This window comes from Streptomyces sp. NPDC015144 (assembly GCF_043079735.1).
Lineage (GTDB): Bacteria > Actinomycetota > Actinomycetes > Streptomycetales > Streptomycetaceae > Streptomyces.
The window spans coordinates 924464-950157 of sequence record NZ_JBIBUU010000001.1; the positions used below are offsets into that span (position 1 = coordinate 924464).

20 protein-coding genes and 1 pseudogene are annotated in these 25694 nt (G+C 70.2%); 17 read left to right on the forward strand and 4 right to left on the reverse strand.

What is annotated here, in order from left to right; translation table 11 throughout:
- Window positions 1–15 precede the first annotated feature (15 nt).
- On the forward strand, window positions 16–720 hold the full coding sequence (locus ACF08W_RS03845; RefSeq protein ID WP_385215984.1) for a response regulator: 705 nt from the start codon (window positions 16–18) through the stop codon (window positions 718–720).
- A gap of 159 nt (window positions 721–879) precedes the next feature.
- Here ACF08W_RS03845 and ACF08W_RS03850 read toward each other — a convergent pair.
- Window positions 880–1161 (reverse strand): annotated as a pseudogene (locus tag ACF08W_RS03850) (phosphatase PAP2 family protein); the annotation flags it as partial.
- Here ACF08W_RS03850 and ACF08W_RS03855 point away from each other — a divergent pair.
- Window positions 1139–1318 (forward strand): hypothetical protein, encoded by a 180-nt coding sequence (locus ACF08W_RS03855; protein WP_385216088.1) that lies wholly within the window; start codon window positions 1139–1141, stop codon window positions 1316–1318. The pseudogene ACF08W_RS03850 and the gene ACF08W_RS03855 sit on opposite strands and share 23 nt — an antisense overlap.
- 628 nt (window positions 1319–1946) lie before the next feature.
- On the opposite strand, the gene ACF08W_RS03860 is transcribed toward ACF08W_RS03855, so the two are convergent.
- Window positions 1947–3377, reverse strand: coding sequence for an endo-1,4-beta-xylanase (locus ACF08W_RS03860; RefSeq protein WP_392278302.1), 1431 nt, complete (start codon window positions 3375–3377; stop codon window positions 1947–1949).
- Window positions 3378–4163: 786 nt separating this feature from the next.
- Entirely contained in the window at window positions 4164–5240 is a 1077-nt protein-coding gene (locus ACF08W_RS03865; RefSeq protein WP_392278303.1) for a lytic polysaccharide monooxygenase, read from the reverse strand.
- An 869-nt stretch (window positions 5241–6109) separates the two neighbouring features.
- Here ACF08W_RS03865 and ACF08W_RS03870 point away from each other — a divergent pair.
- Both ACF08W_RS03870 and ACF08W_RS03875 read left to right on the forward strand, forming a co-directional pair.
- Window positions 6110–8701 (forward strand): glycoside hydrolase family 9 protein, encoded by a 2592-nt coding sequence (locus ACF08W_RS03870; protein WP_392278304.1) that lies wholly within the window; start codon window positions 6110–6112, stop codon window positions 8699–8701.
- On the forward strand, window positions 8698–9855 hold the full coding sequence (locus ACF08W_RS03875; RefSeq protein ID WP_392278305.1) for a glycoside hydrolase family 5 protein: 1158 nt from the start codon (window positions 8698–8700) through the stop codon (window positions 9853–9855). The genes ACF08W_RS03870 and ACF08W_RS03875 overlap by 4 nt, the downstream gene beginning before the upstream one ends.
- A 174-nt stretch (window positions 9856–10029) precedes the next feature.
- On the opposite strand, the gene ACF08W_RS03880 is transcribed toward ACF08W_RS03875, so the two are convergent.
- Complete coding sequence (locus ACF08W_RS03880) at window positions 10030–11061, reverse strand: LacI family DNA-binding transcriptional regulator (protein ID WP_385215970.1); 1032 nt, start codon at window positions 11059–11061, stop codon at window positions 10030–10032.
- A gap of 141 nt (window positions 11062–11202) precedes the next feature.
- Here ACF08W_RS03880 and ACF08W_RS03885 point away from each other — a divergent pair, with 141 nt between their 5' ends.
- The 13 genes from ACF08W_RS03885 to ACF08W_RS03945 all read left to right on the forward strand — a co-directional run bounded on the left by ACF08W_RS03885 (window position 11203) and on the right by ACF08W_RS03945 (window position 25669).
- The gene (locus ACF08W_RS03885; protein WP_392278306.1) at window positions 11203–12504 is read left to right on the forward strand and encodes an ABC transporter substrate-binding protein; all 1302 of its coding nucleotides are present in this window, start codon (window positions 11203–11205) and stop codon (window positions 12502–12504) included.
- 32 nt (window positions 12505–12536) lie between these two features.
- Window positions 12537–13472: a carbohydrate ABC transporter permease gene (locus ACF08W_RS03890; protein ID WP_385215964.1), complete on the forward strand. Its 936-nt coding sequence runs from the start codon at window positions 12537–12539 to the stop codon at window positions 13470–13472.
- Window positions 13469–14290: a carbohydrate ABC transporter permease gene (locus ACF08W_RS03895; RefSeq protein ID WP_385215960.1), complete on the forward strand. Its 822-nt coding sequence runs from the start codon at window positions 13469–13471 to the stop codon at window positions 14288–14290. The genes ACF08W_RS03890 and ACF08W_RS03895 overlap by 4 nt, the downstream gene beginning before the upstream one ends.
- Window positions 14287–16758, forward strand: coding sequence for a glycoside hydrolase family 3 N-terminal domain-containing protein (locus tag ACF08W_RS03900; RefSeq protein WP_392278307.1), 2472 nt, complete (start codon window positions 14287–14289; stop codon window positions 16756–16758). Before ACF08W_RS03895 ends, ACF08W_RS03900 begins: the two co-directional genes overlap by 4 nt.
- A gap of 161 nt (window positions 16759–16919) precedes the next feature.
- Complete coding sequence (locus tag ACF08W_RS03905) at window positions 16920–17954, forward strand: 3-oxoacyl-ACP synthase III family protein (protein WP_385215949.1); 1035 nt, start codon at window positions 16920–16922, stop codon at window positions 17952–17954.
- A gap of 2 nt (window positions 17955–17956) precedes the next feature.
- On the forward strand, window positions 17957–19897 hold the full coding sequence (locus ACF08W_RS03910; protein ID WP_385215946.1) for an HAD-IIIC family phosphatase: 1941 nt from the start codon (window positions 17957–17959) through the stop codon (window positions 19895–19897).
- On the forward strand, window positions 19894–20121 hold the full coding sequence (locus ACF08W_RS03915) for an acyl carrier protein (protein WP_352279086.1): 228 nt from the start codon (window positions 19894–19896) through the stop codon (window positions 20119–20121). The genes ACF08W_RS03910 and ACF08W_RS03915 overlap by 4 nt, the downstream gene beginning before the upstream one ends.
- Window positions 20118–20918, forward strand: a complete 801-nt coding sequence (locus ACF08W_RS03920) for a 2-oxo acid dehydrogenase subunit E2 (RefSeq protein ID WP_392278308.1) — start codon at window positions 20118–20120, stop codon at window positions 20916–20918. The genes ACF08W_RS03915 and ACF08W_RS03920 overlap by 4 nt, the downstream gene beginning before the upstream one ends.
- Window positions 20915–22015: an alpha/beta hydrolase gene (locus ACF08W_RS03925; protein ID WP_392278309.1), complete on the forward strand. Its 1101-nt coding sequence runs from the start codon at window positions 20915–20917 to the stop codon at window positions 22013–22015. The genes ACF08W_RS03920 and ACF08W_RS03925 overlap by 4 nt, the downstream gene beginning before the upstream one ends.
- Window positions 22012–22806, forward strand: a complete 795-nt coding sequence (locus ACF08W_RS03930; RefSeq protein WP_385215936.1) for a thioesterase II family protein — start codon at window positions 22012–22014, stop codon at window positions 22804–22806. Before ACF08W_RS03925 ends, ACF08W_RS03930 begins: the two co-directional genes overlap by 4 nt.
- A 136-nt stretch (window positions 22807–22942) precedes the next feature.
- Complete coding sequence (locus ACF08W_RS03935; RefSeq protein ID WP_385215933.1) at window positions 22943–23476, forward strand: flavin reductase family protein; 534 nt, start codon at window positions 22943–22945, stop codon at window positions 23474–23476.
- Between the two features lie 189 nt (window positions 23477–23665).
- Entirely contained in the window at window positions 23666–23884 is a 219-nt protein-coding gene (locus tag ACF08W_RS03940; protein WP_352279078.1) for a DUF5988 family protein, read from the forward strand.
- A gap of 141 nt (window positions 23885–24025) precedes the next feature.
- Window positions 24026–25669, forward strand: coding sequence for an ABC transporter substrate-binding protein (locus ACF08W_RS03945; protein ID WP_392278310.1), 1644 nt, complete (start codon window positions 24026–24028; stop codon window positions 25667–25669).
- The last annotated feature ends 25 nt before the right edge of the window (window positions 25670–25694 follow it).

Sequence of the window (25694 nt, forward strand, 5' to 3'; positions counted from 1 at the left end):
CGACAGGAGCCGCCGATGACCACCGCACCGATCCGGGTGCTGCTCGCCGATGACGAACCCATGATCCGAGCGGGACTGCGCGCCGTGCTCACCACCGACCCGGGTATCGAGATCGTCGCCGAGACCGGGGACGGCCGGGAGGCCGTCGAACTGGTCCGGCGCCACCGGCCGGACGTCGCCGTCCTGGACATCCGGATGCCCGGGACGGACGGCATCACGGCCGCCGCCGAGATCCGCCGCAGCGGGCTGGCCGGCGGAGTACTCATGCTGACCACCTTCGGTGAGGACGACTACATCCTGCGCGCGCTCAGCGGTGGCGCGAACGGATTCCTGATCAAGTCCGGCGAGCCCGAGGAGCTGCTCGCCGGAGTGCACGCGGTGGCCGGAGGGGCGGCCTACCTCTCACCCAAGGTGGCCGCCCGGGTGGTCGCCCACCTGGCCGCCACCGGGGCCGGAGGCCCCGCCGACCGGCGTGCCGGCGCCCGGGGCCGGGTGGCCGCCCTGACCACCCGCGAACGGGACGTGCTGACGCTGGTCGCCGCCGGGCTGTCCAACGGTCAGATCGCCCGTCGACTGGGAGTGGTGGAAGGTACGGTGAAGGCCCATGTGAGCTCCATCCTGGCGCGACTGGGCGTGGCCAACCGGGCGGCCGCGGCCGTCCTCGCCCACGAGGCCGGGCTGGCCCTCGGCGAGACCTGCGTGGGCGGCCTGCGGGACTGAAGCCTCCGCGCCCGGGGCCGGTGGCGCCGACAGCAGCCGTCCGAGGCCCGGTACACCGGTCAGGGCCGACACGGCGGTGGTGGCCGCCGGCCGCAGAGCAAGGACCGCAGCCGCCGTGACCGTGGCGCCGAGCGCGGCGCCGGCGAGGACGTCGTGGGGGTAGTGCACCCCGGCCGCCACCCGCAGCACGGCTGTGGCCCCGCCGACGGGTACGACCAACAGGGCCCAGCGCGGGCGCAGCAGCACCAGCCCGGTCGCCAGCGCGACCGCCAGAGTGGCGTGGTTGCTGGGGAACGACCAGTCACCCGACGGCGGACACCCGGCGACCGCCGTGCTCGGCAACTCGACCAGTGCCCGGCATGGCCGCTCCTCGTCGAGGAGTACCTTCAGCAACTCGCTCGCCCCGTAGGCCAGCACTGTGCCGAACCCGACCAGCGCCACCCCCGCGACTTCCCCGGCGGCCCGTCGGGCCCGAGCCGTCCACCAGCACAACGCCAGCAGCAGCCCGAGCACCAGCAACCCGGCCTCGGTGGCCGGCTTCAGCAGCGCGGCCAACGCCTGCGGGGCATCGCCGACGGCCTCCGCCACCCGCCGGTAGCCGTCGGCCGACCACCCGGCCGATACCTGCGTCGGCCCCGCCCCACCACCCCGCTCCGGCGCCAGCCACGCCACCGCCCCGGCCCCCGCGCAGAGGACGGCCGCGGCAAGGACGGGCCTGGACCCGGCAGCGCCGCCTGTCGCGCCGGTCCTCCTTGAATTCCTGTGCGTGTATGTCATGGCCCGGACGGTAGAAGCCGAAGCGCTGTTTCCACCCGACCCGAAAGTCAAGTGGGCCCCTGACGATCGTCAGGGTTGACAGCACGTCGAAATCCTCCGGCAGGCTGGACCGTCCATGAGCAGCGACGCGGGCGCGGCAGCCGTCCCCGCCCCGTTATGTCCTTCGCGGTGATGAGAGGTCCGAGCACTGGCTTCGTTCGAGCCGGAAGAGCTCTCCGTCTACTGCCCCGGCGGGAGGGAACCGGCACCTATGACGGGCGTCGTACGGAGTCCACCCGTCGTGGCCCCGGCGGGCGCCGGATCCGGAGCGGGCAGGACAGCCGATCGCCCGGGCCGCCGCCGCGGTAGCGGCGGCGGCCCGGGGCCATCAAGGGTGCCTTCCCGGAGGGGCGGGAGAAGCCGCACTGCCGGCTCTCACGGTTTCGCCCTTTCGTCGGTTGCAGGTCCCGTCAGGTGCGGGTCCAGCGTTGGTTGCTGCTGTTCGAGCAGGAGTAGAGCTGGATCAGGGTTCCATCGGCGGTGCCGTTGCCGACGGCGTCGAGGCAGAGGCCGGACTGGACGCCGATGATGGAGCCGTTGGAGTCGAGGCGCCATTTCTGGTTGTCGCCGCCCCAGCAGCTGTAGATCTGGACTTTGGCTCCGTTGCCGGTACCGGCGGCATCCAGGCACTTGTTGCCGTAGACCTGGAGCTCCCCTGCGGCGGTGGAAACCCACTGTTGATTGGTGTTGCCGTTGCAGCTCCACAGCTGCAACCGCGTGCCATCGGCGGTGCCGGAGTTCGGCACGTCCAGGCACCGGCCCGAACCGACACCCCTGATCTCTCCGGAACCGGACGGCGGTGTGGACGAGCCGCCGTTGAGCGCGTTGAGGACGGAGGTGTAGGCGGACTTCTTGCTGCCGTCGTTGTTGAACAGCAGCGGTGTCTGCTCCGATCGCCAGGAGTCGCTGTCGCGCACGCCCCAGACGGTGATGCCGAGGCAGCGCGGGACGGCCAGGCAGTCGTTGGTCACGGCGGCGAACGTCGAGGCGGGGGCGCCCTGGATGTCGAGTTCGGTGATGGCCACATCGACGCCGAGGGCGGCGAAGTTCTGGAGGGTGGTCCGGAAGTTGCTGTTGTAGGGACTGCCGCTGTTGAAGTGCGACTGGAAGCCGACGCAGTCGATCGGCACGCCGCGCTGCTTGAAGTCCCGGACCATGGCGTACACGGCCTGGGTCTTGGCCCAGGTCCAGTCCTCGACGTTGTAGTCGTTGTAGCAGAGCTTGGCCGCCGGGTCGGCGGCGCGCGCGGTGCGGAAGGCGACCTCGATCCAGTCGTTTCCGGAGCGCTGGAGGTTGGAGTCCCGCCGGGCCCCCGAGCTGCCGTCGGCGAATGCCTCGTTCACGACGTCCCACTGGGTTATCTTGCCCTTGTAGTGGGCCATCACGCCGTTGATGTGGTCATTCATCGCCTGGCGCAGTGCGCTGCCACTGAGGTTCTGCATCCAGGTGGGCTGCTGGGAATGCCAGGCCAGGGTGTGACCGCGTACCTGCTTGCCGTTCTGCACCGCCCAGTTGTAGACGCGGTCGGCGGAGGTGAAGTCGAACCGGCCCTGCTGCGGTTCGGTGGCGTCGATCTTCATCTCGTTCTCGGCCGTCACCGAGTTGAACTCGCGGCCGGCGATCGTCGTGTACGCCGAGTCACCCAGCTTGCCCGAGGCGATGGCGGCGCCGAAGTACCGGCCGCTCTGTGCCGCCGCGCCGCCCAGCGTGCTCTCGGCGGCGTGCGAGACCGGCGGGGCCACCAGGGTCGTGACCACACCGAGGACACCGACGACCAGTGTCAGCAGCAGGCTGCGGATCTTCAGGCGGACAGGAGGTCTGGGAAGGGGATAGGAGCCCATGACTGTGCCTCCAAGCTAGAAATCACTGAACGGCGGGTAAGGAGAGCCCCATTCGCGCCCGGTCGGCGGACGGGACGGCCCGGAGCCCGGGCAGCACCGCATCACCGCACACCGCGGTCACGGCATGGGCGGGGACGGTTCATGGGCTCCCCGAGACCGGGGGACCGGAGTGTCCGTACGGTCGGCCGCCCAGACAGGAATGATTGAGGGGATGGCATGCATCGTCAATACCATCGACAGAAAACATTTCCTCGTTCGTTCCGAAAGTTTCGAACCCGACTGAGATGAACGGTTCACCCTGGCACGGCCGTCGGCGGATGCCATGCAGTCGGGGCCGGAGCGAGGGTGCGGATGACCGGCGAGCGGTGGATTCGGCCGGGGCTGCGCTGCGCGACCAGTGGGTCGGCCGGCCATGCGTCGGCCTTCGAACAGCGGATCCACGAGGTCACGCCGACCGGAGGGGCCTGTGGCCGCAGCAAGGAAGTGGTGCGGCGGTGCGGGTGCCGGAGGTCTGTTCTCTCCGGTCCGGCACGTCGGCACCGGCGCGGACTGCTGAGCTCTCGGCGGCTGTGCAGGCTACCCGCCCGGCGTCGAGCGCGATGCGGATCGGTCACCGCATGCCGGGGCGTGTGGCGTAGTCGTGCGCGGCTGCCGAAAAAGTTTCGGAGCGGGCAGAGGCATGCGCGAGAGGCGTCCACGCTGTTCATCGGCTCGGCGATCGAGTGTCACGCACGACAGAGGCCGGTTCCCGCCCACTGCGGGAACCGGCACTGCGCGCATCAGCGGCTACGGGGCTACGCAGCCGATCGAGCCGACCGGGAAGTTGTTGCCGGTCGATGTCGCCGTGAACCCGAAGGTGACACTGCCTTCCGGTTCGATGGTGCGGTTGTGGTCGAGGTTCCTGACCGTGAGCGTCCCATCCGGTGCTGTGGTCAGCGCGCCGTTCCACACACTGCCGACCTTGGTGTCCAGACCGGGTTTCCACTGCACGGCCCAGCCCTCACGCGCCGTCGTCCCGTGGTTCATGACCTCGACGGAGCCCTGGAAGCCGCCGTTCCAGGAGTTGGTCACGCTGTAGGAGGCCATGCACCCGGTGTGCGGGTCCGTAGGGGTCGGAGTGGGCGTCGGATTCGGAATGCCGCCCGAGCCGCGGATGCCGGTCACCTCGCCGTTGCCGCCGTCGAAGACGATGTCCGAGCAGGAGAAGAAGTTCTCCTGGCTGTCCGAGCGCACCCACTGGATGAACATGACCGCGTCGCCCGAGCGGCCCGAGGGCAGGTTCAGGTCCCAGTAGTAGTGGCCGCCCTCCGTCCCGGGCCCACCTGCCTGCGGCGGGTCGGTGACGGTCTGGATCAGTTCCAGGTCGTCCCAGCCCAACTCGGTGCTGGGCGAGTAGCCGGGCTTGGACAGGTACACCCGGAAGGAGCCCGGGTGCGCTGCCCAGTTGCTGTGCTTGACCTGAATCGTCTTCCCGGACGTCAGGTGCGTCCGGGGCCAGTCGGAGCGTGGGGCGTTGTAGGCGGTGAAGTTGTACGGTGACCGGTCACCCGCACTGCACAGCTTTCCGTCCGGGACGTAACCCGCCCCTCGTCCGCCCGCGTTGGAGTCGAGCACGGCGAACCAGTTGTACAGCGCCGTCGCGCCGCTCTCGTCGAGCGCGGCCCTGCATGCCGGGTTCGTCGGGTCCAGAGCTCCGGTGTCGGTCCTGGCGTCGAGCATGCAGAGGTAGGTACGCGATCCCGGTGTCATCGTGACGCCGTGTGCCTGCGCGTTGCCCTGGCCCATTAATGTCAGGCCGATTCCGCTGAGCAGGGTCGCGAACACCGTCGCCAGGGAGGCGAACAGTTTTTTGCGTCGGGCCATGAGGTCTCCTGTGCCTGTGTGGGATGGATTTCCGGTTGTGCTTCTCTCTTGCGGTCGCCGTCGGTCGAGGCGTCTCGGGGTATTTGGGGCAGGAGGGCGCCGGCCCCGGCGAGTGCGGTGGTTGGGATCGTCGTGGCCGGTGCGGGCCAGGGCCGTCGGTCCTGCCGGAGGTGAAGCTGCCGGAGCCGGGCCGCGGCCGCAGAGGGGGACCGGCTGCCGCACCGCAGGAGTCGACGACGCGGACCGGGAGGCGCGGTGCGGCGAGCATGACCGTGGTCCGCGCCCTGTACAGAGGCGGGTGATGGGGCGGGGCCGAGGGGCCGACGCCTACAGGAGCGATGGGCGGGCTGCGCGTGGGAGTGGGGGAGTGCGGTGACGCTCGCATGCGGGGCCTCCCTGGGAGGGGCGACCGGATGGGGCGACCGGATGGGACGAATACGGATTCTGCGGCGACCGGCTGCCGGCCAACAATGGGAGCGCTCCCACCCGTTGACACCACAGGACTGTAGGAGGATTGCCGTGCTCCTGACAACCCGTCGGTCGCCAGTCCGCCTTCGTCCCCGTCGGTGCGACGGTGCCGGGCCTCGCCCGCTCGGGGAACGGGCGGCCGTGGCGGGTCCGGGGGTTCGCCCATCACGACTCCGGCGGGGCGGCGAATTCTGTCCAATCGCTTGACGGAGCGTCCTGCGGCCTCGAACTTGGTGGGAGCGCTCCCACTCCTGTCCGTACCCCGCCGGACGCAAGCCGGTGCCCCAGTCGCCGCGTGCTCCGGCCCCTCCCGTAAGGACTTCGGCGTGCCGAGACACCAGTCGCTCGCTCCCCGCCCGTCCCGTTCGTTCCGCCGATCGGACCGCTCCAGACGCGTCAGCGTGTGGGTAGGTGCCGTAGCCACCGCAGGGCTGCTGGCCGGCACCCTCGCAGCACCCGTCGGCGCGGCCCAGCCCCCCGACGAGGCCCCCGAGCTCATCGTCAACGGGGACTTCTCCGCCGGCACCGCCCCCTGGTGGTCGACGGCCAACAGCCCCGTCACCGTCTCGGACGGACGCCTCTGTGCCGACGTACCCGGGGGCACGGCCAACGCCTGGGACGCCATCGTCGGGCAGAACCGGCTCGCCCTCGCCGCCGACGAGGAATACACCCTGAGCTACACGGCGACATCCACCGTGCCGGTCACCATCCGCACCAACGTGCAGATGGAGACCGAACCGTGGACCACGGAACTCGCCACCACGCAACCGGTCGGGGCGACCGCCGAACGCGTCACCGAGACCTTCACGGCCGGAACCGACCACGATGCGGCGCAGCTCGTCTTCCAGATCGGGGGCAGTGCCGAGGCATTCACCTTCTGCGTCGACGACGTGTCGCTGCGCGGCGGGACCGCGCCGCCACCGTACGAACCGGACACCGGATCCCCGGTCCGGATCAACCAGGTCGGATACCTCACGCACGGCCCCAAGTCCGGCACCGTCGTCACCGACGAAAGCGACCCGCTGCCCTGGACACTCGACTCGGCCGCCGGAACACGCGTGGCCGAGGGCATCACCACTCCGGCGGGCGTGGACGCCTCCTCGCGGCAGAACGTCCACACCTTCGACTTCAGTGCGGTGACGACCCCGGGGGACGGATACACCGTCACGGTCGCGGGGAAGAAGAGCGAGCCGTTCGCCATCGGCGACGAGCTCTACGCTTCGCTGCGCACCGACGCGCTCGCGTACTTCTACCACAACCGGAGCGGCATCGAGATCGACGCGGACATCGTGGGCGAACGGTACGCGCGGCCGGCCGGTCATCTCGGTGTGAGCCCCAACCAGGGCGACAACGACGTACCGTGCCGGCCGGGCGAGTGCGACTACCGCCTTGACGCCGCCGGGGGCTGGTACGACGCCGGTGACCACGGCAAGTACGTGGTCAACGGCGGTATAGCGGTGGCCCAGTTGATGTCCGTCTTCGAGCGGACCCTGTACGAGGAGAACGCCGACGCCGAACCGCTCGGCGACGGCGGACTCCGGCTGCCCGAGCACGGGAACGCCATCCCCGACATCCTCGACGAGGCGCGCTGGGAGCTGGATTTCCTCATGCGGATGCAGGTGCCCGCAGGAGAGCCGCTGGCGGGCATGGCCCACCACAAGCTGCACGACAGGGCGTGGACCGGACTGCCGCTCAGGCCGGACCGCGACCCCCAGCCCCGTGAACTGCATCCGCCGACCACGGCGGCCACCCTCAACCTGGCGGCCACCGCGGCCCAGTGCGCCCGCCTCTTCCAGGTCTACGACGCGGACTTCGCCGCGCGGTGCCGGGCGGCCGCGCGCTCCGCGTGGACAGCGGCCAAGGCCCATCCGGACGTCTTCGCCGATCCGCAGGACGCCACGGGCGGCGGCGCCTACAACGACGACGACGTACGGGACGAGTTCTACTGGGCGGCGGCGGAACTCTTCCTCACCACCGGCGAGGACGGTTACCGCCAGGAACTCCTCCGTTCCCCGTTGCACGGTGACACCGAAGCGGTCTTCCCGCGCGGCGGCATGTCCTGGGGTTCGGTCGCCGGGCTCGGCGCCTTGGACCTCGCGAGCGTCCCGGGCGGGCTGTCCGCCGAGGAACTCGCCACGGTACGCCGCACGGTGACCGAAGCCGCCGACGGATACGCGGCCGACTCGGACGGGGCCGCGTACGGTCTTCCGTACGCCCCCGACGACGGGCGCTACGTATGGGGATCGAACAGTCAAGTCGCCAACAACATGGTCGTCCTGGGCTCGGCGTACGACCTGACCGGCAGGACCGCCTACCGTGACGCCGTACTGCGCGGACTCGACTACCTTCTGGGCCGCAACGCGCTGAACCAGTCCTATGTCACCGGGTACGGCGAGCGGGACTCGCGCAATCAGCACCACCGGTTCTGGGCCAACCAGCTCGACCCCGCCCTGCCGCATCCCGCACCGGGTTCCCTGGCCGGCGGTCCGAACGCCTCCATCGAGGACCCGGTCGCGCAGGCCAAGCTGAAGGGCTGCGCACCGGCGATGTGTTACATCGACGACATCGAGTCCTGGGCCACGAACGAGATCACCATCAACTGGAACGCTCCGCTCGCCTGGGTCGCGTCCTTCGTGGATGATCTGGGCGACGGTGAGCCCGCGAAGAGTCAGTGCGAGGTGACCTACACCTCGCAACGCTGGAGCAACGGCTTCACCACCCACGTCGCGCTGAAGAACACCGGCGACCACACGGTCCGGCCCTGGCGGCTCGACTGGTCCTTCGCCGACCAGCAGCAGGTGACCGACGCCTGGGGCGCCGACATCGGACGGACCGGCCCGCGGGTCACCGCCGAAGCCCTGAACTGGAACGCCGCTCTCGCGCCCGGCGACACGGTGCGGTTCGGCTTCAACGGCCGGCCCACCGGTCTCGTGCACGACCCCCAGGTCTTCAGGCTGAACGGCAGGGCCTGCGGGACGGCATCACGACGATGAGCGGCCGACCCGTCCCACCGCGCACGAGGAGAATCGCTGTGAACCGATTGCTGACGCTACTGACCATCTGCGCGATGGTCCTGGGCCTGACGGCCCTGCTCGGCCCCCAGGCGGTGGCCGCCGCCGGATGCGGGGGCGGCCACCTGGCCAACGGTGTCGCCTGTACCAGCTCCGTGGCGGACTCTTCGCCCGCCGACCCGCCCGCGAAGCGCACCGGCACCCCCGTGGACATCAACGGGAGACTCCACGTCTGCGGCGTGCACCTGTGCAACCAGTACGACCGCCCCGTCCAGCTCCGGGGCATGAGCACCCACGGCATCCAGTGGTTCGGCAAGTGCTACAACGCCGCATCCCTGGACGCGTTGGCGGAGGAGTGGAACGCGGACCTGCTGCGCGTGGCCATGTACGTCCAGGAAGGCGGCTACGAGACCGACCCGGCGGGCTTCACCGGCCGGGTGAACGGCCTCGTCGACATGGCCGAGGCGCGCGGCATGTACGCGATGGTCGATTTCCACATCCTGACGCCCGGCGATCCGAACAACAACCTCGACCGGGCCAAGACGTTCTTCGCGTCCGTCGCGGCCCGCAACGCCGACAAGAAGAACGTGATCTACGAGATCGCCAACGAACCCAACGGAGTGGGCTGGACGGCCATCAAGGACTACGCCGAACAGGTCATTCCGGTGATCCGGGCCGCGGACCCGGATGCCGTCATCGTCGTCGGCACCCGCGGCTGGTCCTCACTGGGCACCTCGGACGGCTCCAACGAGAACGAGGTCGTCAACAACCCCGTCCGAGCGGACAACATCATGTATGCCTTCCACTTCTACGCCGCCAGTCACAAGGACCCCTACCGCGCCACGTTGAGCCGAGCAGCCTCACAACTTCCCTTGTTCGTCACCGAGTTCGGAACGGTGAGTGCCACCGGTGGGGGAGCGATGGACCGGGCGAGCACGACGGCCTGGCTGGACCTGCTGGATCAGCTGAGGATCGGCTACGCGAACTGGACCTACTCCGACGCGGACGAGAGCAGCGCGGCCTTCAGGCCGGGCACCTGCGACGGGGGCGACTACAGCGGCAGCGGGGTGCTGACCGAGTCGGGGGCGCTGATCAAGAACCGCATCAGCACCCCCGACTCGTTCCCCACCGGCTGACCGGCCGGCCAGGGCGGGACGGGTGCGAGGGCCTCGATCATCCACCTGAGGACAGGCGGCCGAAGGGCTGCCCGTCGCTCCGGACGGCATGGCGCCGTGGAACGCTGTCCCCCACCCGCCCGGGGGTCGTGGCCCTTCACCGGCCCGGGCCCTGGCCCTGGTCCCGCGCCGTGCTCAGTTCCCGGGCGGTGGCGCCGTGCTCTTGCGTACGACCAGGCTCGTGGCCAGCTCCAGCCGAGTGGACACCGGTTCCCGGGCCCGTAGCCGCATCAGCATCTGCGCGGCCTCCTCCGCCATCTGGCGCAGCGGCTGGTGGACCGTGGTCAGGGCCGGGCTGGCCCAGCGGGCGATGGACACATCGTCGTAGCCGACCACCGACAGATCGTGGGGGACGCGCAGGCCGTGCACCCGGGCGGCTTCCAGTACGCCGAGTGCCTGGAGGTCGCTGCCCGCGAAGATCGCGGTGGGCGGCTGGGGGCGGGACAGCATCTCGGTGGCGCGGTCGTACCCGCCCTCCACGTGGAAGTCGCCGAACAGGATGAGTCCGGGGTCCACCTCCAGTCCGGCCATGGTCATCGCCGACCGGTAGCCGTCGAGCCGGGCGCGGGAGCAGAGCATGTCCTCGGGTCCGGTGATGACCCCGATGCGCTGGTGCCCGCACTCGATGAGATGGCGGGTGGCGGCCAGCCCGCCATTCCAGTTGGCAGAGCCGACCGAGGGTACGTCGGGGTCGGGGTCGCCTGCCGGGTCGATGATGACGAACGGGATCGAACGAGCCCTGAGCTTCTGTTTGACCTCGCTGGGCAGGGCGGAGAAGACGAGGACGACACCGAGCGGCCGCCGCTGGAGCATTGCCTCCATCCAGTCGGGGCTGGGCGAGTGACGGGTTCCGCTTTCGGTGAGGACGACGCCGGCGCCGTGGTCCTTGGCGACGTTCTCCACCCCCCGGATCAGCTCCATCGCCCAGATGCTCTCCAGCTCGTGGAAAACGATCTCGATGAGGGGCGCCTCGCTGGCCGACCGGGTGGTGCGCCGGTAGGCGTGGGCCTCCAGCAGGCGCTCCACCTTGACCCGCGTGGGGGTCGCAACGTCCTGACGTCCGTTGAGGACCTTCGAAACTGTCGAAATGGAGACGCCGGCCCGCTCGGCCACTTGAGCCAGGGTGATGCGGCCCATTTTCTCGTCATCGCGCATGGCGAGGAGCATAAGGCACAGGACAACTGCCGCCCAGGCGTAACGCTTTGATAACGCGGTGACCGAGGGTTGACCCCCTGAGACGGGGAGTCCTAGCGTCCCGGTCCAGGAAGTTTCGAGAGCTGTTCCGAAATAGTTTCGAAGGGTGTGCCGATGAAACAACACGCACGGTTCTCGCGGACCGTTGCCGTCGGTGGTGCCGTGCTGTCCCTGGTGCTGTCCCTGTCCGGTTGCGGAGGAGACTCCGGTGCGGCCGGCGACGACACCATCCACGTCCTGGTCTACGGGGACGCGGGGAACAAGGTGGAGAAGGAGATCGTCGCCACCTTCAACAAGACGTCGAAGGTGAAGGCGGTCCTGGACACGGTCCCGGGCGCCGACTACCAGGCCAAGCTGCAGACGATCATCAACAGCAAGCAGGCGCCGGACGTCTTCTTCAACTGGGGCGGCGGCAGCATCAGGCCGTTCGTCCGGGCCGGCCTGCTGCTCCCGCTGGACCCCTTCATCGCCAAGGATCCCGACCTCAAGGCGAAGTTCCTGCCGTCCGTGTTCGACAGCGCGGTGGTCGACGGCACGTCCTACGGGATCCCCATGCGCGGCACACAGCCCGTGCTGCTCTTCAACAACGGCAAGGTCCTCGAGAAGGTGGGTGTCCAACCTCCGAAGACCTGGGACGACCTGCTGGCGGCGGTCAAGGCGCTGAAGGCCGAAGGCGTCACCCCGATCGCCCTGGGCGGCGGCGACCGGTGGCCGACGCTGATGTGGTTCGAGTACCTGTACGACCGCATCGCCGGCCCCGAGCTCTTCCGGAAGGCCCTGGACGGCGACCACGACGCCTGGGCGAGCCCGGACAGCCGGAAGGCTCTGAGCAGGATCAAGGAACTGGTGGACGCCGGAGCCTTCGGCACCAACTTCGATTCGGTGAAGTTCACCGACCAGGGTTCCCCCACGCTCCTGGCGACCGGCAGGGCCGGCTTCGAGCTGATGGGATCGTGGGAGTATGCGACGCAGCAGGACGCGTACCCCGAGTTCGCGAAGAGCGACCTCGGATACAGTGCCTTCCCCTCGGTCGGAGGCGGCAAGGGCGATCAGGCGAACCTCGTCGGCAACACCAACAACTTCTACTCCGTGCTGAAGAAGACGAAGCACCCACAGGCCGTCGCCGAGTTCCTGAAGCTCATGTACTCGGAACAGTTCGTCAAGGCGCAGCTCGCCATCGGCAACCTGCCGACCACGACGAACACCGAAGACTCCCTGGACGCCGCCGCCAGCCCCGCGTTCGCGAAGTTCCAGTACGGCATGGTCAAGGCGGCCCCGGCGTTCCAGCTCTCCTGGGACCAGGCGTATCCCCAGTCGGCGGCCACCGCGATGTACCAGTCCCTCCAGCAGTTCTTCAACGGCTCGATGGACGAGGACGCCTTCATCAAGGCCATGCAGGCGCTGCCGACCTCGTGAGCCCACTGAGATCCGGACCCGGAACACGTGACATGACCCGAACCGCACCTTCGTCCGCAGACGGTGATACGACCAGGAGGGCCCGCTCGTCCGGCAGTGGAGCGGGCCGCCCGGGAATCCTCTGGGCAGTCCCCGCCGCCGTCTTCTTCGGCTTCTTCGCCATCGTCCCGCTCATCATGGTCGCCGTACTCTCCTTCGCCGGCTGGGACGGTCTGAGCGACCCGGAATTCGTCGGCCTCGACAACTGGAGGACGCTTCTCGACGACCCCGTCGTGATCAAGAGCCTCTGGCTGAGCGTCCTGCTCACCGTGGCCGGGGCCGCCGTCCAGACCCCACTGAGCATCCTGCTCGGGGTCTGGGCGGCGGGGCACCAGCGCAACCGCGCCGTCCTGTCCGCCATCTACTTCGTCCCGATGCTGCTCTCCGTCGCGGCCGTGTCCGTGCTGTGGCGCGCCGTCCTCGACCCCAACCTCGGTGTCCCCGCGCAGGCCACCTGGCTGTTCGGCGACGGCAACCTGTTCGGGAAGCAGGCCACCGCGATCGGCGTCCTGGTCTTCGTCAGCACCTGGCAGTTCACCCCACTGCACACGCTGATCTACCAGGGCGCGGCACGTGCGGTGCCGCGGGTCCTCTACCAGGCGGCGCAGATCGACGGCGCGGGCACGGTACGGCAGTTCTTCCACGTCACGCTGCCGCAGCTGCGCAATTCGATCATCACCTCGATGATCCTCATGGTGGTCGGCGGGCTCACGACCTTCGACACCGTGCTCATCCTGACCCAGGGCGGACCGGGGAGCGACACCACCATCACCGCGTACTACATGTACCAGAAGGCGTTCAAGAGCTTCGACTACGGGGCGGCGTCCACCATGGCCCTTCTGCTGGTCCTCGTCTCCACGGTCATCTCGCTGATCATGGTGCGGCTCTCGGGGTACGACAGGATGCGCAGCACCATGGAGGGACTGTGAGGAAGAGCCGTCCCAACTACTTCGCCGGCTTCGGCTCGCTGGTCTGGCTCCTCGTGGTGGGGCTGCCGCTGTACGTGATGCTCGTCGCCACGTTCCAGACGCGCCCCGACTACGCGGCGAACGGCCCGCTGTCCTTCCCCGAGCACTTCACGCTCGACAACTACGCCAACGACCTCAACGGCGGCTTCGCGCAGTACTTCCTCAATACCGTCATCGTCACCGTGTGCGTGGTGGGCATCGTCGTCCTCCTCGTCCCGCCGCTGGCGTACACCATCGTCAGGAGCCGGGGCCGCGCCACCACCACGGTCTTCCGGCTGTTCCTCCTGGGTCTGGCGATCCCTTCGCAGGCGGTCATCGTCCCGATGTTCTTCGTCATCAGCGAGGCCGGCCTCTACGACCACCTGATCGGCGTCATCCTGCCGACGGCGGCCTTCGCCATGCCGGTGTGCGCCTTGATCCTCACAGGCGTGATGCGGGACATCACCCCCGATCTGTACGAGGCGATGACGATGGACGGCGCCTCGTCCCGGCGGGTCTTCTTCCAGCTGGTGCTGCCGCTGTCCAGGAGCGGGATCTCGACGATCGTCGTCTTCTCCGCGCTCCAGGCGTGGAACGGCTTCCTCTTCCCCCTCGTCCTGACACAGTCGGCGGAGACCAAGGTGATCACCTTGGGGCTCTACGACTTCCAGACGGAACACGGAGTCGACACCCCGGGCCTGCTCGCCGCCGTCGTCCTGTCCATGCTCCCCATCCTGATCGTCTATCTGTTCGCACGCCGTGCCCTGGTACAAGGGCTGATGGGAGTGGGAGGAAAGTGACCGCCAACATCGACAAAGCCGGCGCGCGGACACCCGCCGGGAACACCGGAACCGGGGCGCCGGTGTCCGGCGCCCCGGCGGACCGCCTCACCGGGCCCTGGCACGATGCCGCTCTCACTCCCGGGGCCAGGGCCGACGCCCTGATCGCCGCCATGACCCTCCGGGAGAAGGTCGCCCAGCTCTTCGGCGTCTGGGTCGGAGCGTCCGACGAAGGCGGCGAAGTCGCTCCGTTCCAGCACGACATGGAGGAGCCCGTCGCCCTCGACGACCTTCTTCCGGACGGCCTCGGCCAGCTGACCCGCCCGTTCGGAACGGCCCCGATCGACCCGGCCGTGGGCGCCCTCTCGTTGGCGCGCACCCAGGAGCGCATCGCCGGGGCGAACCGATTCGGCATACCGGCGATCGCCCACGAGGAATGCCTTGCCGGCTTCGCCACCTGGGGCGCGACCGCCTACCCGGTCCCGCTGTCCTGGGGAGCCACCTTCCACCCCGAGCTGATTCGCGAGATGGCCGCCGCGATCGGCCGTGACATGCGCTCCGTCGGCGTGCACCAGGGGCTCGCCCCCGTCCTCGACGTCGTACGCGACGCACGCTGGGGCCGCGTCGAGGAGACCATCGGCGAGGACCCGTACCTGGTGGGGACGGTCGCCACCGCCTATGTGCGGGGACTGGAGTCGGCCGGGGTCGTCGCCACGCTCAAGCACTTCGCCGGGTACTCCGCCTCACGGGCCGGCCGCAACCTCGCCCCCGTCGGCATGGGCGCGCGGGAGCGGGCCGACATCATCCTGCCCCCGTTCGAGATGGCCGTACGCGAAAGCGGCGTACGGTCCGTCATGCACGCCTACACCGACACGGACGGAATCCCCTCCGCGGCCGACAGACCGCTGCTCACCGGTCTCCTCCGCGACACCTGGGGCTTCGGCGGGACCGTTGTCGCGGACTACTTCGGGATCGCGTTCCTGAAGACGCTGCACGGTGTGGCGGGGACCTTCGGAGAAGCGGCCGCCGCCGCGCTCGGCGCGGGTGTGGACGTGGAGCTGCCGACCGTCAAGACATTCGGCGGCCCGCTGACCGACGCGATCACCGACGGCGTCGTACCGGAGGCGCTGGTGGATCGTGCGGTACGCCGAGTCCTCGTCCAGAAGGCCCAGTTGGGGCTGCTGGACGCGGACTGGAGGCCGGTTCCGCCGGTGCTCGCCGCAGGCGCGGACGGCTCGGCGGACGGAGACTCGGAGGCGCTGCGCGGGACCGTCCGGCTCGACACCGACGAGAACCGCGCGCTCGCCCGCCGCGTCGCCGAACAGGCCGTCGTGCTCCTGCGCAACGACGGCACCCTGCCGCTGGCGGCGGACGCGGCCGCCGGCGCCCCCGCCCGTATCGCACTCATCGGGCCCAACGCCGACACCCCGACGGCCGTCCTCGGCTGCTACGCCTTTCCCGTCCACGTCGGGGGCCGGCACCCCGAGACCCCGCTCGGCATCGAACTGCCCACCCTGCGCGAGGCGTGCGCGGCCGAGTTCCCCCACAGCGAGATCGTCACCACGCGGGGCGCGGACATCGACGGCCCGGACACCGACGGGTTCGGCGAGGCCGCCGAACTGGCCAGGAGCGCCGACCTCGTGATCGTCGCACTCGGCGACCGGGCCGGTCTCTTCGGGCGCGGCACGAGCGGGGAGGGCTGCGACGCCGAGCACCTGGCGCTCCCCGGCGTCCAGCAGCAGCTGCTCGACACGCTCCTCGACACGGGCACCCCCGTCGTCGTCACCCTGCTCGCCGGACGTCCCTACGCCCTCGGGCGGGCGGCGGACGAGGCAGCCGCGATCGTGCAGTCGTTCTTCCCCGGCGAGGAAGGAACGAGGGCCATCGCCTCGGTGCTCAGCGGCCGCGCCGAACCCTCCGGCCGGCTGCCCGTCAGCGTGCCGCGCCACCCGGGCTCCCAGCCCTGCACGTACCTGGCGGCGCGGCTGGGCCACTCCAGCGATGTGTCCAGTGTCGACCCGACCCCGGCCTTCGGATTCGGCCACGGACTGACGTACACCGCGTTCGAGTGGAGCGACCTCGTCGTGGAGCACGGACAGGCTTCGACGGAAGGGGAGTTCACGCTCTTCTGCACCGTCCGCAACTCCGGTGCCCGGGAGGGGACCGAAGTGATCCAGGTGTATCTGCACGACCCCGTCGCCTCCGTGGTCCAGCCCGTTCAGCGCCTCATCGGGTACGCACGCCTCGACCTGGGGCCGGGACGGGCGGCCAGGGTGCGCTTGACGGTCCCGGCGGACCTCGCGTCCTTCACGGGCCGCGACGGCCACCGGATCGTCGAGCCGGGCGATCTCGAACTGCGGCTGAGCGCGTCGAGCACCGACCCGCGCCTCACGGCCCGGGTCACGCTGACCGGGCCGGTGCGGACGGTCGACCACACCCGTCGGCTGCACATGGGCACCGCGACGGAGATTCTCATGGAGGCGCCGTAGCCCGGCGCACATCGGCGGGAGCGGCCTTCCGGGTGGCCGCGCCCGCGTCCCTCCACACCTCCGCCAGGACAAAACGCTCTTTAAGGCCACCGTAAGTCGGCCTTTAGGAACGCTCCGCACGATGACGCCGGGAGCCCATGAACACCTGAGGAAGGACCGCGATGGACATCCCGGACATCCATATACGCTCGGTCGGAAGCGCTCTTCCCGGCCCGCCCATCGACAACTCCGCCCTCGCCCGCCGCTTCGGCATGGACGCGCTGTGGGAGCAGTGGGTGGACGCGTTCATCGGCACCCGCTCCCGGCATCTGGCGATCGACCTGGACTCCGGTGAACTCGCGTTCTCCCTCACGGAGCTGGCGGCGGAGGCGGGCAGCCGCGCGCTGGCCGCGGCCGGGCTGGAGCCCGGTGAGATCGATGTGCTGGTCATGGGAACCGCCACCCCCGACCAGCTGATGCCGGCCACCGTCAATCTCGTCGCCGACCGCCTCGGCATCAACGACGTACCGACCTATCAGCTGCAGTCCGGCTGTTGTGGCGCCGTGCAGGCACTGGACGTCGGCCGTCGGATGCTGCAGTCGGCCGGGCACACCAACGCACTGGTGCTCGGCGGTGACGTGTGTGCCCAGTTCTTCGACCTCGACGCCGACCTGATGAGCCTGCGGCCGGAGGAGCTCGTCAACGCGGTGCTCTTCGGGGACGGGGCCGGGGCGGCCGTGCTCACCACCGAGTCCGCCCCCGGGCGCCCCGCCATCCGCGGGGTGCTCAACAGGCTCACCGGGCTCGGGCAGGAGCCGGGACAGGTCCTGCGATGGTACGGACCGGCCCAGGGCAAGCCCCCCGAGGGGGCCGGGGTCGCCGAGGACTACAAGGCGATCGAGGAGCGGGTTCCCGTGATGGCCGCGGAGATCATGGCGGAGCTGCTTGATGCGCTGGACTGGAAGCCGGACGACGTCGGTTATCTGCTGCCGCCGCAGCTCTCCGGCCGGATGACCGGGAAGATCGTCAAACAGCTGAACCTGCCGGGGGCCCGGGAGATCACCTGCGTCGCGGACACCGCCAACACGGGCAACGCGCTGCCGTTCCTCCAGCTCGAACGCCTCGTCGGTGTGCTGGAGCCGGGCCAGCGTGCCATCGGTATCGCTGTCGAGTCCAGCAAGTGGATCAAGTCCGGCTTCGCCCTGGAAGGGGTCTGAGCGTGTCCACCACGACCACCGGGCCCACCGAGGCGGCCGAGGAGCTGCGGTCCCTGTTCCGCTCGGGCCGTCTCGCCGCCGCCTACCCCGACCTGCCCCGGCTGCTGAAGGAACTGCCCGAGGACCAACTGCTGCCCGCCGGGCAGCTTCTGAGCCGGATCGGGGCCGACGAGGTACTGCGGGCGCACCCCGGCCAGCCGACGATCACGATCGCGGTCACCGGCCATGGCACCCTCTCCTCCCTCGTCCCGGCGCTGACCGTGGAACTGGCCCGGCACGGGGTGCTGTTGCGGCCCTTCGTCGGTGAATTCGACTCGTACGTCTTCGAACTCGCGGACCCCGGCAGCGCGCTGTACGCGGCCGCGCCCGCCCTGGTCGCCTGTGTACTGGACGCGAAGGCCGTCTTCGACGAGGTGCCACTGCCCTGGACGCCGGGGGACGTGGCCGGGGCCCTCGAGGACAAGCTGAGCCTCATCGAGCAGCTGGCCGCCCGCTTCGAGGCGGACGGCCGCGGCACGCTGCTGCTCAACACCCTGCCGCTGCCGCACTCCTTCGCCGCCCAGCTCGTCGACCACCGCTCACGTGCGGTCCTCGGTGCCGTCTGGCGCGAGGCCAACGCCCGGCTGCTGAGGCTGGCCGAGCGCAACCAGGCCGTCGTGGTGCTCGACCTCGATCCGCTGATCGCCGAAGGCGTGCCGGTCAGCGACCCCCGGATGAGCGTCTACGCCAAGGCCCACCTGTCCACGGAGCTGCTGGCCCGCTACGCCCGCGAGGCCGCCCACCTGGCGCGCGGGCTGCTCGGCCGTACGAAGAAGGTCCTGGTCGTCGACCTGGACGAGACACTGTGGGGCGGGATCCTCGGTGAGGAGGGGCCGGACGGCATCGAGGTGGCCGGCAGCTACCGCGGCGAGGCCTTCCACTCCTTCCAGCGCGTCCTCAAGCAGCTCGCCTCCCAGGGCGTACTGCTGGCCGCGGTGAGCAAGAACGAGGCCGAGCCGGTGCGCCACGTGCTGCGCGACCATCCGGACATGGTGCTCCGCGAGGACGACTTCGTCCGCGTCGTCGCCAACTGGCGGCCCAAGTCGGAGAACATCAGGGAGCTGGCCCAGGCGCTCAACCTGAGCGTCGACAGCTTCGTGTTCATCGACGACAGCCCCTACGAACGCGGCCTGGTGACCCGCGAGTTGCCGGAGGTCGCGGTCATCGCGGTGGACGGGGAACCGGCGCTGCACCCCGCGCGACTGCTGAGCGACGGCTGGTTCGACACCCGGGACGTCACCGACGCGGACCGCGGCCGCACCGAGAAGTACCGCGAGGAGCTGGTGCGCACGGACTTCCTCCACACCTTCTCCTCCCTCGACGACTACCTGCGCGAACTGGGGGTGACGGTACGGCTCGCGGCCGTGGCCGAACGGGAGCTGCCCCGCGTCTCCCAGATCACCCTGCGCACCAACCAGTTCAACCTGACCACCCACCGCCTGCAGCAGGCGCAGGTACGGCAGCTGGCCCAGGGCCCGGACACCCGGGTGCTGGCCATCCACTCCGCCGACCGGTTCGGCGACAACGGACTGGTCGGCGCGGTCTTCACCCGCACCGTCGGCGAGCGGCTGTACATCGACAACTTCCTGCTCAGCTGCCGGGTCTTCTCCCGCGGCATCGAGCAGGCGTGCCTGGCGGCCGTGATCCGGCAGGCCGCCGGCTCCGGGGCCCGAGCCGTCGTCGGTACGTACCGCAAGTCGGCGAAGAACGGCGTGGTCAAGGACTTCTATCCGCGCCACGGGTTCACTCCCGTCGACCGCACCGCGCTCGCGGAGCCGGGCGGGGCTGCCATGGAGGAGGACGGCGACGACACGACGGAGTACTTCGTGCACCGCCTCGTCGACCCGCCGGCCGTGCCGGACCACATCAGCTTGACCGAGAGCTTCGAAGGGGACGCCTGGTGAACAGTATCGATGAGCTCATCGCGCTGCTGCGCGACGAGCTGGGGCTGCCGATCGGCCCCGAGGACGCCACGCGGAGCCTGGACGAGCTGCCGGGCTGGGACTCGCTCCACCTGCTGTGGCTGATCACTTCCCTGGAGAAGCGGACCGGCCGCGCCCTGTCCATTCCCGACGTGCTGGAGGCCGAGAGCGTCTCGGCCGTGTACCGGCTGGCGGTGGACGCGTGAGCGCCGCACCCGTCGCCCGGCAGCGCCGCCACACCCTCTACTTCCTGGACGAGATACGCGGCCACAAACCGGTGTTCCTGGACACCGAGGTCGACATGACCAGGATCGAGGAGCACCGCACCGCCGGCCGCCGGACCTCCGTCCTCAGCTATGTGCTGTACGCGGCGTCCCGGGTGCTGGCCTCGCATCCCGAGGCCAACGCGGCCATCCACGGCCGACTGCTGCCGAGGATCGCGCGCTACTCCTCGGTCAGCGGAAAGATCGCGCTGGACAAGCGCGTCGGCGGCCGGCGGGTGGTGCTGGCCGCCGTACTGCCGCGCCTGGAGGAGACCGCCCTGAGCGAGATCCAACGACAGGTGGAGTACTACCGGGACGGCGACCCCGCCACGCTGCCCGAGTTCGCCGGGGTGCACACCCTGCACCGGCTGCCCTGGCCGGTGGCGCGGCTGGCCTACACCCGCACCGTCCGCCCCCTGTCCCGGCGCGCGGGGAAATTCGGGACGCTCGCCGTCAGCTCGCTCGGTCACCGGCCGGTGGACGGGTTCCACTCGGTCGGCGGCACCACCCTCACACTCGGCCTCGGCCGGGTCACCGACCGGCCCGTCGTGCGTCGCGACGCCGTGACGATCGCCCCGGTCATGCGGCTCAACCTCGCCTTCGACCACCGGGTGATCGACGGCGCGGAGGCGGCCGACATCCTCGGCGAGATCAGGGCGGCGCTGGAGGACTTCCAGGAGGACGCGCCGCCCGGTCCGGCGGCGTCGGCCGTGGTGGCCGGGAAGGGAGGCGAACGGTGAACGACGTCGACGAGCTCAAGGAGTTCGTGATCGTGCACACCCGGGCCCAGAACCTGGACCCGGAACGCTGCCGGGCGCTGCTCGGCCGGATCGACAACGACCATGACGGCGCGGCCGGTTCCTGGGCCGCGGAGTGGAGCCGGGACGCCGCCGAACTGGAGCGGGACGGCGATCTCCTGGAAGCCTGCCGCTACTACAACATGGCCCGCTTCCCCTACGTGGACGGCGCCGCTCGTGGCGCGGCGCTCGACAACTGCGTACGGGTCTTCGACCAGTGGCGGCAGGACCACCCCGACATCCAGCGGCTGGACGTGGAGCTGGACGGCGGGCGGGTGCGCTGCTGGACCTCGGGCCTGTCCCGGGCCACCCCCCGGCCGCTGCTGCTGTTCATGGGCGGCATCGTCACCATCAAGGAGCAGTGGGCACCGGTCCTGGTGCAGGCCCGGCGGCTCGGCATGGCCATGGTCGTCACCGAGATGCCCGGCGTCGGGGAGAACACCCTGCGCTACGACGAGGACGGCCCGCGGATGCTCGGCGCCGTCCTGGACGCCCTGGCCGACCGGGCGGACGTCGGACACACCTACGCCGTCGCGCTCAGCTTCAGCGGCCATCTCGCGCTGCGTCATGCCCTGGACGACCGCCGGATCCGCGGCATCGTCACCTCGGGCGCTCCGGTCAGCGACTTCTTCACCGACACGCAGTGGCACTCGACGCTGCCCCGGGTCACCGTCGACACCCTCGGCCATCTCGCCGGGACCAAGGGCGAAGAGGCCCTGGCCCGGATGACCGACTGGGCCCTCACGGACTCCGAACTGGCCTCGCTGGACATCCCGGTGGCCTATCTGGCCAGCCGGCGGGACGAGATCATCCCGCCGGGGGAGACCGCACGGCTGCGCCGCGGGCTGCGCCACCTCGACATCCTGGAGAACGACGACGTGCACGGATCACCCAACTACGCGGTCGAGGCGCGGCTGTGGACGGTTCTGTCGGTGCTGCGCATGCGCAGGGTGCACAACCTCCAGCGGGCGGCTCTCTCCGCCCTGCTGCGGCTGAGGCTGCGCGGCGCCCGGCGCCGGACGGCCGGAGCGGGCGCATGACCGGGGCGGGCCGCGGGGGGACCGCCCCGGTCGGCCTCGGCTTCGACAACTATCTCGCCGCACCGCCGCCGGACGACGGCAGGCTCCGGCTGTTCTGTTTCCACCACGCGGGCGGCGGCGCCACGGCCTACTCCTCCTGGCAGCAGGAACTGGGCCCCGACGTGGTGGTGCTGCCGGTCCAGCTCCCGGGCCGCGAGACCAGGGCCAGGGAACCTCGGATCACGGACATGGCCGAGCTGACCGGCGTGCTGGACCGGGTGCTCGGTCCGGCACTGCGCGCACCGTTCGCGTTCTACGGCCACAGCATGGGGGGTGCGGTCGCCTACAACCTGACGCTGGCGCGTCAGCGGCGCGGCGCGAGCCTTCCCGAACGGCTCCTGGTGGGGGCCTTTCCGGCGCCGCATCTGCCCGCGGTACTCGCTTCCACGGAGGAGATGTCGGACGAGGAGATGGCGCGGGTACTCGTCGGCATCGGCGGGATGTCCGAGATGATGCTGCGATACCCGGACTGGCTGACGGCGGCCACCGATCAGGTCCGTGACGACCTGCGGGTCTGCACCAGCTACGCCCGCACGGAGCTGCCGCTGCTCGCCTGCCCGGTCGAGGTCTTCTCCGGTGTGGACGATCCGCTGCTGCCCGGCGCGGACGCCGAGGCATGGGAGTCGCACGCCCCGGCTGGCTACCGGCTGCACAGGATCCCCGGTGGGCACTTCTTCTTCCGCGAGTCGCCCGGCGAGTTCTTCCACGCCCTGCGCGGCGCGGTGGCCCGGATGGCCACGGCGCCGCGCTGAGCGGTCCGCACGGGGCCGGTGCCGCCGGGCGGGCACCGGCCCATTGAAAAACGGAGGCACCCTCCGTATTGTGGGGGGCATGCGATGTCAAGGATGGGCGCGCCATGCGTCCGGCGATGACGAAGGGCGGACCCGCATGCCGAACCAGCAATCCTCAGCGCTGCGCGTACCCGAGGCGGACGCCTCCGTGGACCCGGCCGAATTCCGGCGGGTGATGGGGCACTTCGCGACCGGCATCGTGGCGGTGACCGCGCACGATCCGCTCGACGGCGAGCCGGTGGGCCTGGCGGCCAACTCCTTCACCTCGGTCTCGCTCTCCCCGGCCCTGGTCTCCCTGTGTGTGGCCCACACCAGCACGACCTGGCCGCGCATACGCCGCGGCGGCCGCTTCTGCGTCAACATACTGGGGGAGCGTCAGCAGGCGGCCTGTGCCCAGCTCGCGCGCAGCGGGGGCGACAAGTTCCGTGATCTGGACTGGTCGGTCGCGCCCGGCGGTCTGCCCGTGCTCCCCGGCGCACTGGCCCGCCTCGAATGCTCGGTGACGGCCGAACATCCCGCCGGCGATCACGTCATCGTCGTGGCCCAGGTCCACGCGATGGAGGCCGGACCGGTCGGCGGCGACGGACCGCTGCTCTTCTACCGCGGTGGCTACGGAGGATTCCGCGGCTGACGCCGTGCGGTGCCGGGCGCGTGGCGCCCGCGGTTCCCTGGCGCACGGCCGTCCCGGTCGACTGCTCCTGTGCGAGCACTTTGAGACACATTGTGGAGGTAAGAACCGCTTTAGTTCTCCTGGGCATGCTGGTGCTCGTCCTCACAGGTCCAGCCGCCGCGGTGAGGCCGCGCGGGAAGGAGCATTCGGATGTCCGTGAAAGAGGTCAGTGTCCTGCTGTGCGGAGGCCCCCTGGAAGGTGCCCCGGAGTCCGAGCGACTGGTCCGCGTCAGCGACCCGCAGCAGACCTTCAAGCTCTTCAAGGGAAACCGCTACGAGCACTTCCTGCCGTCGTCGGAGTCCCGTGTGGTGAGCGGCCAGGAGGTACCGGTCTTCCTCTGGAGCCACCGCACCTTCGTGGCCGAATAGCCGCCCCCGGCCGGTCGGCCCGTACATGGCGCGTCCGGTGACCCGTCCCCACCGTCCGCTCCCGTGGCGGCGCGACCGCCGACCGGCCGTGCGGCACACCGTCTTAGATCGGCTTTAGACACGCTGCCCACCATCGGGCAGATGAGGAAATGGACCTTGGGGCGCTCGTCCGCCGGCGGCAGACGGGTCGGCACCCTGCTCGTGCTCGCCCTGCTCGCCGGGGCGGCGGGGACCGGATGCGGAACGGACAGTGGACGGGCGGCGGGAACGGGACTGATGGTCGCGGTGGAGGCCGAACCGGAGTGTCTCGACCCACAGGTGAGCCCCATGGACGTCACCGCGCTGGTCGACCGGAACATCTTCGACTCGCTGGTGGACATCACGCCCGACGGGACGGTCCACCCATGGCTGGCCGAACGGTGGACCGTCTCCGGGGACGGCCTGATCTACACCTTCCACCTCCGGGCAGGTGTGACCTTTCACGACGGCACACCGGTGAACGCGGCGGCGGTCAAGGCCACCCTCGACCACGCGGTCGACCCGGAGACCAAGTCCAACTACGCGGCGGGGCTGATCAAGGGCTACGCCGGTGCGGAAGCGGTCGACGAGCACACCGTACGGATCACACTCAGCCGGCCCAACGCCGCGTTCCTGCAGGCACTGAGCACCGCCTACCTCGGCATCCAGTCGCCGCGCTCGATCCGGGAGAACAAGGGCCGGCTCTGCACCAACCCGGTCGGGTCAGGACCGTTCCGGTTCACGGGCTGGACCAAGGGGCGTGAGATCACGCTTCGGAACTTCCCGCGGTACCAGTGGGGCCCGACCTCGTCCAGCCACACCGGTCCGGCCCGGATCGACGGCCTCACCATCGCCTTCATCGCCGAGAACAGCGTGCGCTACGGCGCGCTGGCCAGCGGGCAGACCGATGTGATCGACGCGGTGCCACCGGAGCGGGTCAAGTCCCTCAGGACCGACGAGGACCTGCGCTACCAGCGCTTCGAAGCACCCGGCGGGGTCTACACGCTCTTCCTCAACACCGAGGGCGGACCGCTCGCCGACGAACGGGTGCGGCAGGCGCTGCGCAGCTCCGTGGACGTCGGCGCCCTGGTACGGGCCGTCTACTTCGACCAGTACCGGCGGGCCTGGAGTCCGCTGAGTCCGTCGACACCGGGTTACGAACCGAAGACCCGCGACTCCTGGGACTACGACCCCGGGCGGGCGGACCGGCTGCTGGACGAGGCCGGCTGGACGGGGCGGGACGACGACGGCTACCGCACCAAGGACGGCCGCACGCTCACCCTGCGCTGGCCCGCCACCGCCTCCCTCCAGGCCGCCCAGCGCAACAGCCTGGCCCAGGGCATCCAGGCACAGGCCAAGGAGGCCGGCATCAAGATCGACTACGCGACGAAGGACGTCGGCACGTACACGAGCGAGGTCCTCGAACGCCGGCTGGACATCTTCGCCAGCAGCAACATCCGTGCCGACGCCGACATCCTGCGTACCAACTTCGCCTCGGACCAGAAGCCGATGCAGGGCGGCGGCAACATCTTCCACGCCGCCGACCGGCAGCTGGACCACTGGCTGAACGGCGGGATCACCGCCCTCGACAAGCGCTCCCGGGCCGCCGAGTACCGGGCGGCACAGCGCTACCTCGTCGACCGGGCCTTCGTCATCCCGATGTACGTGCCCGCCCACCTCGTCGGCAGCTCCGCCCGGGTACGCGGCATCACCGCCGACGGCCAGGCATACCCGCGGTTCTACGACGTCACCTTGGAGGAGCGATGAAAGGCGGGAACGTAGAAGGGAGGAC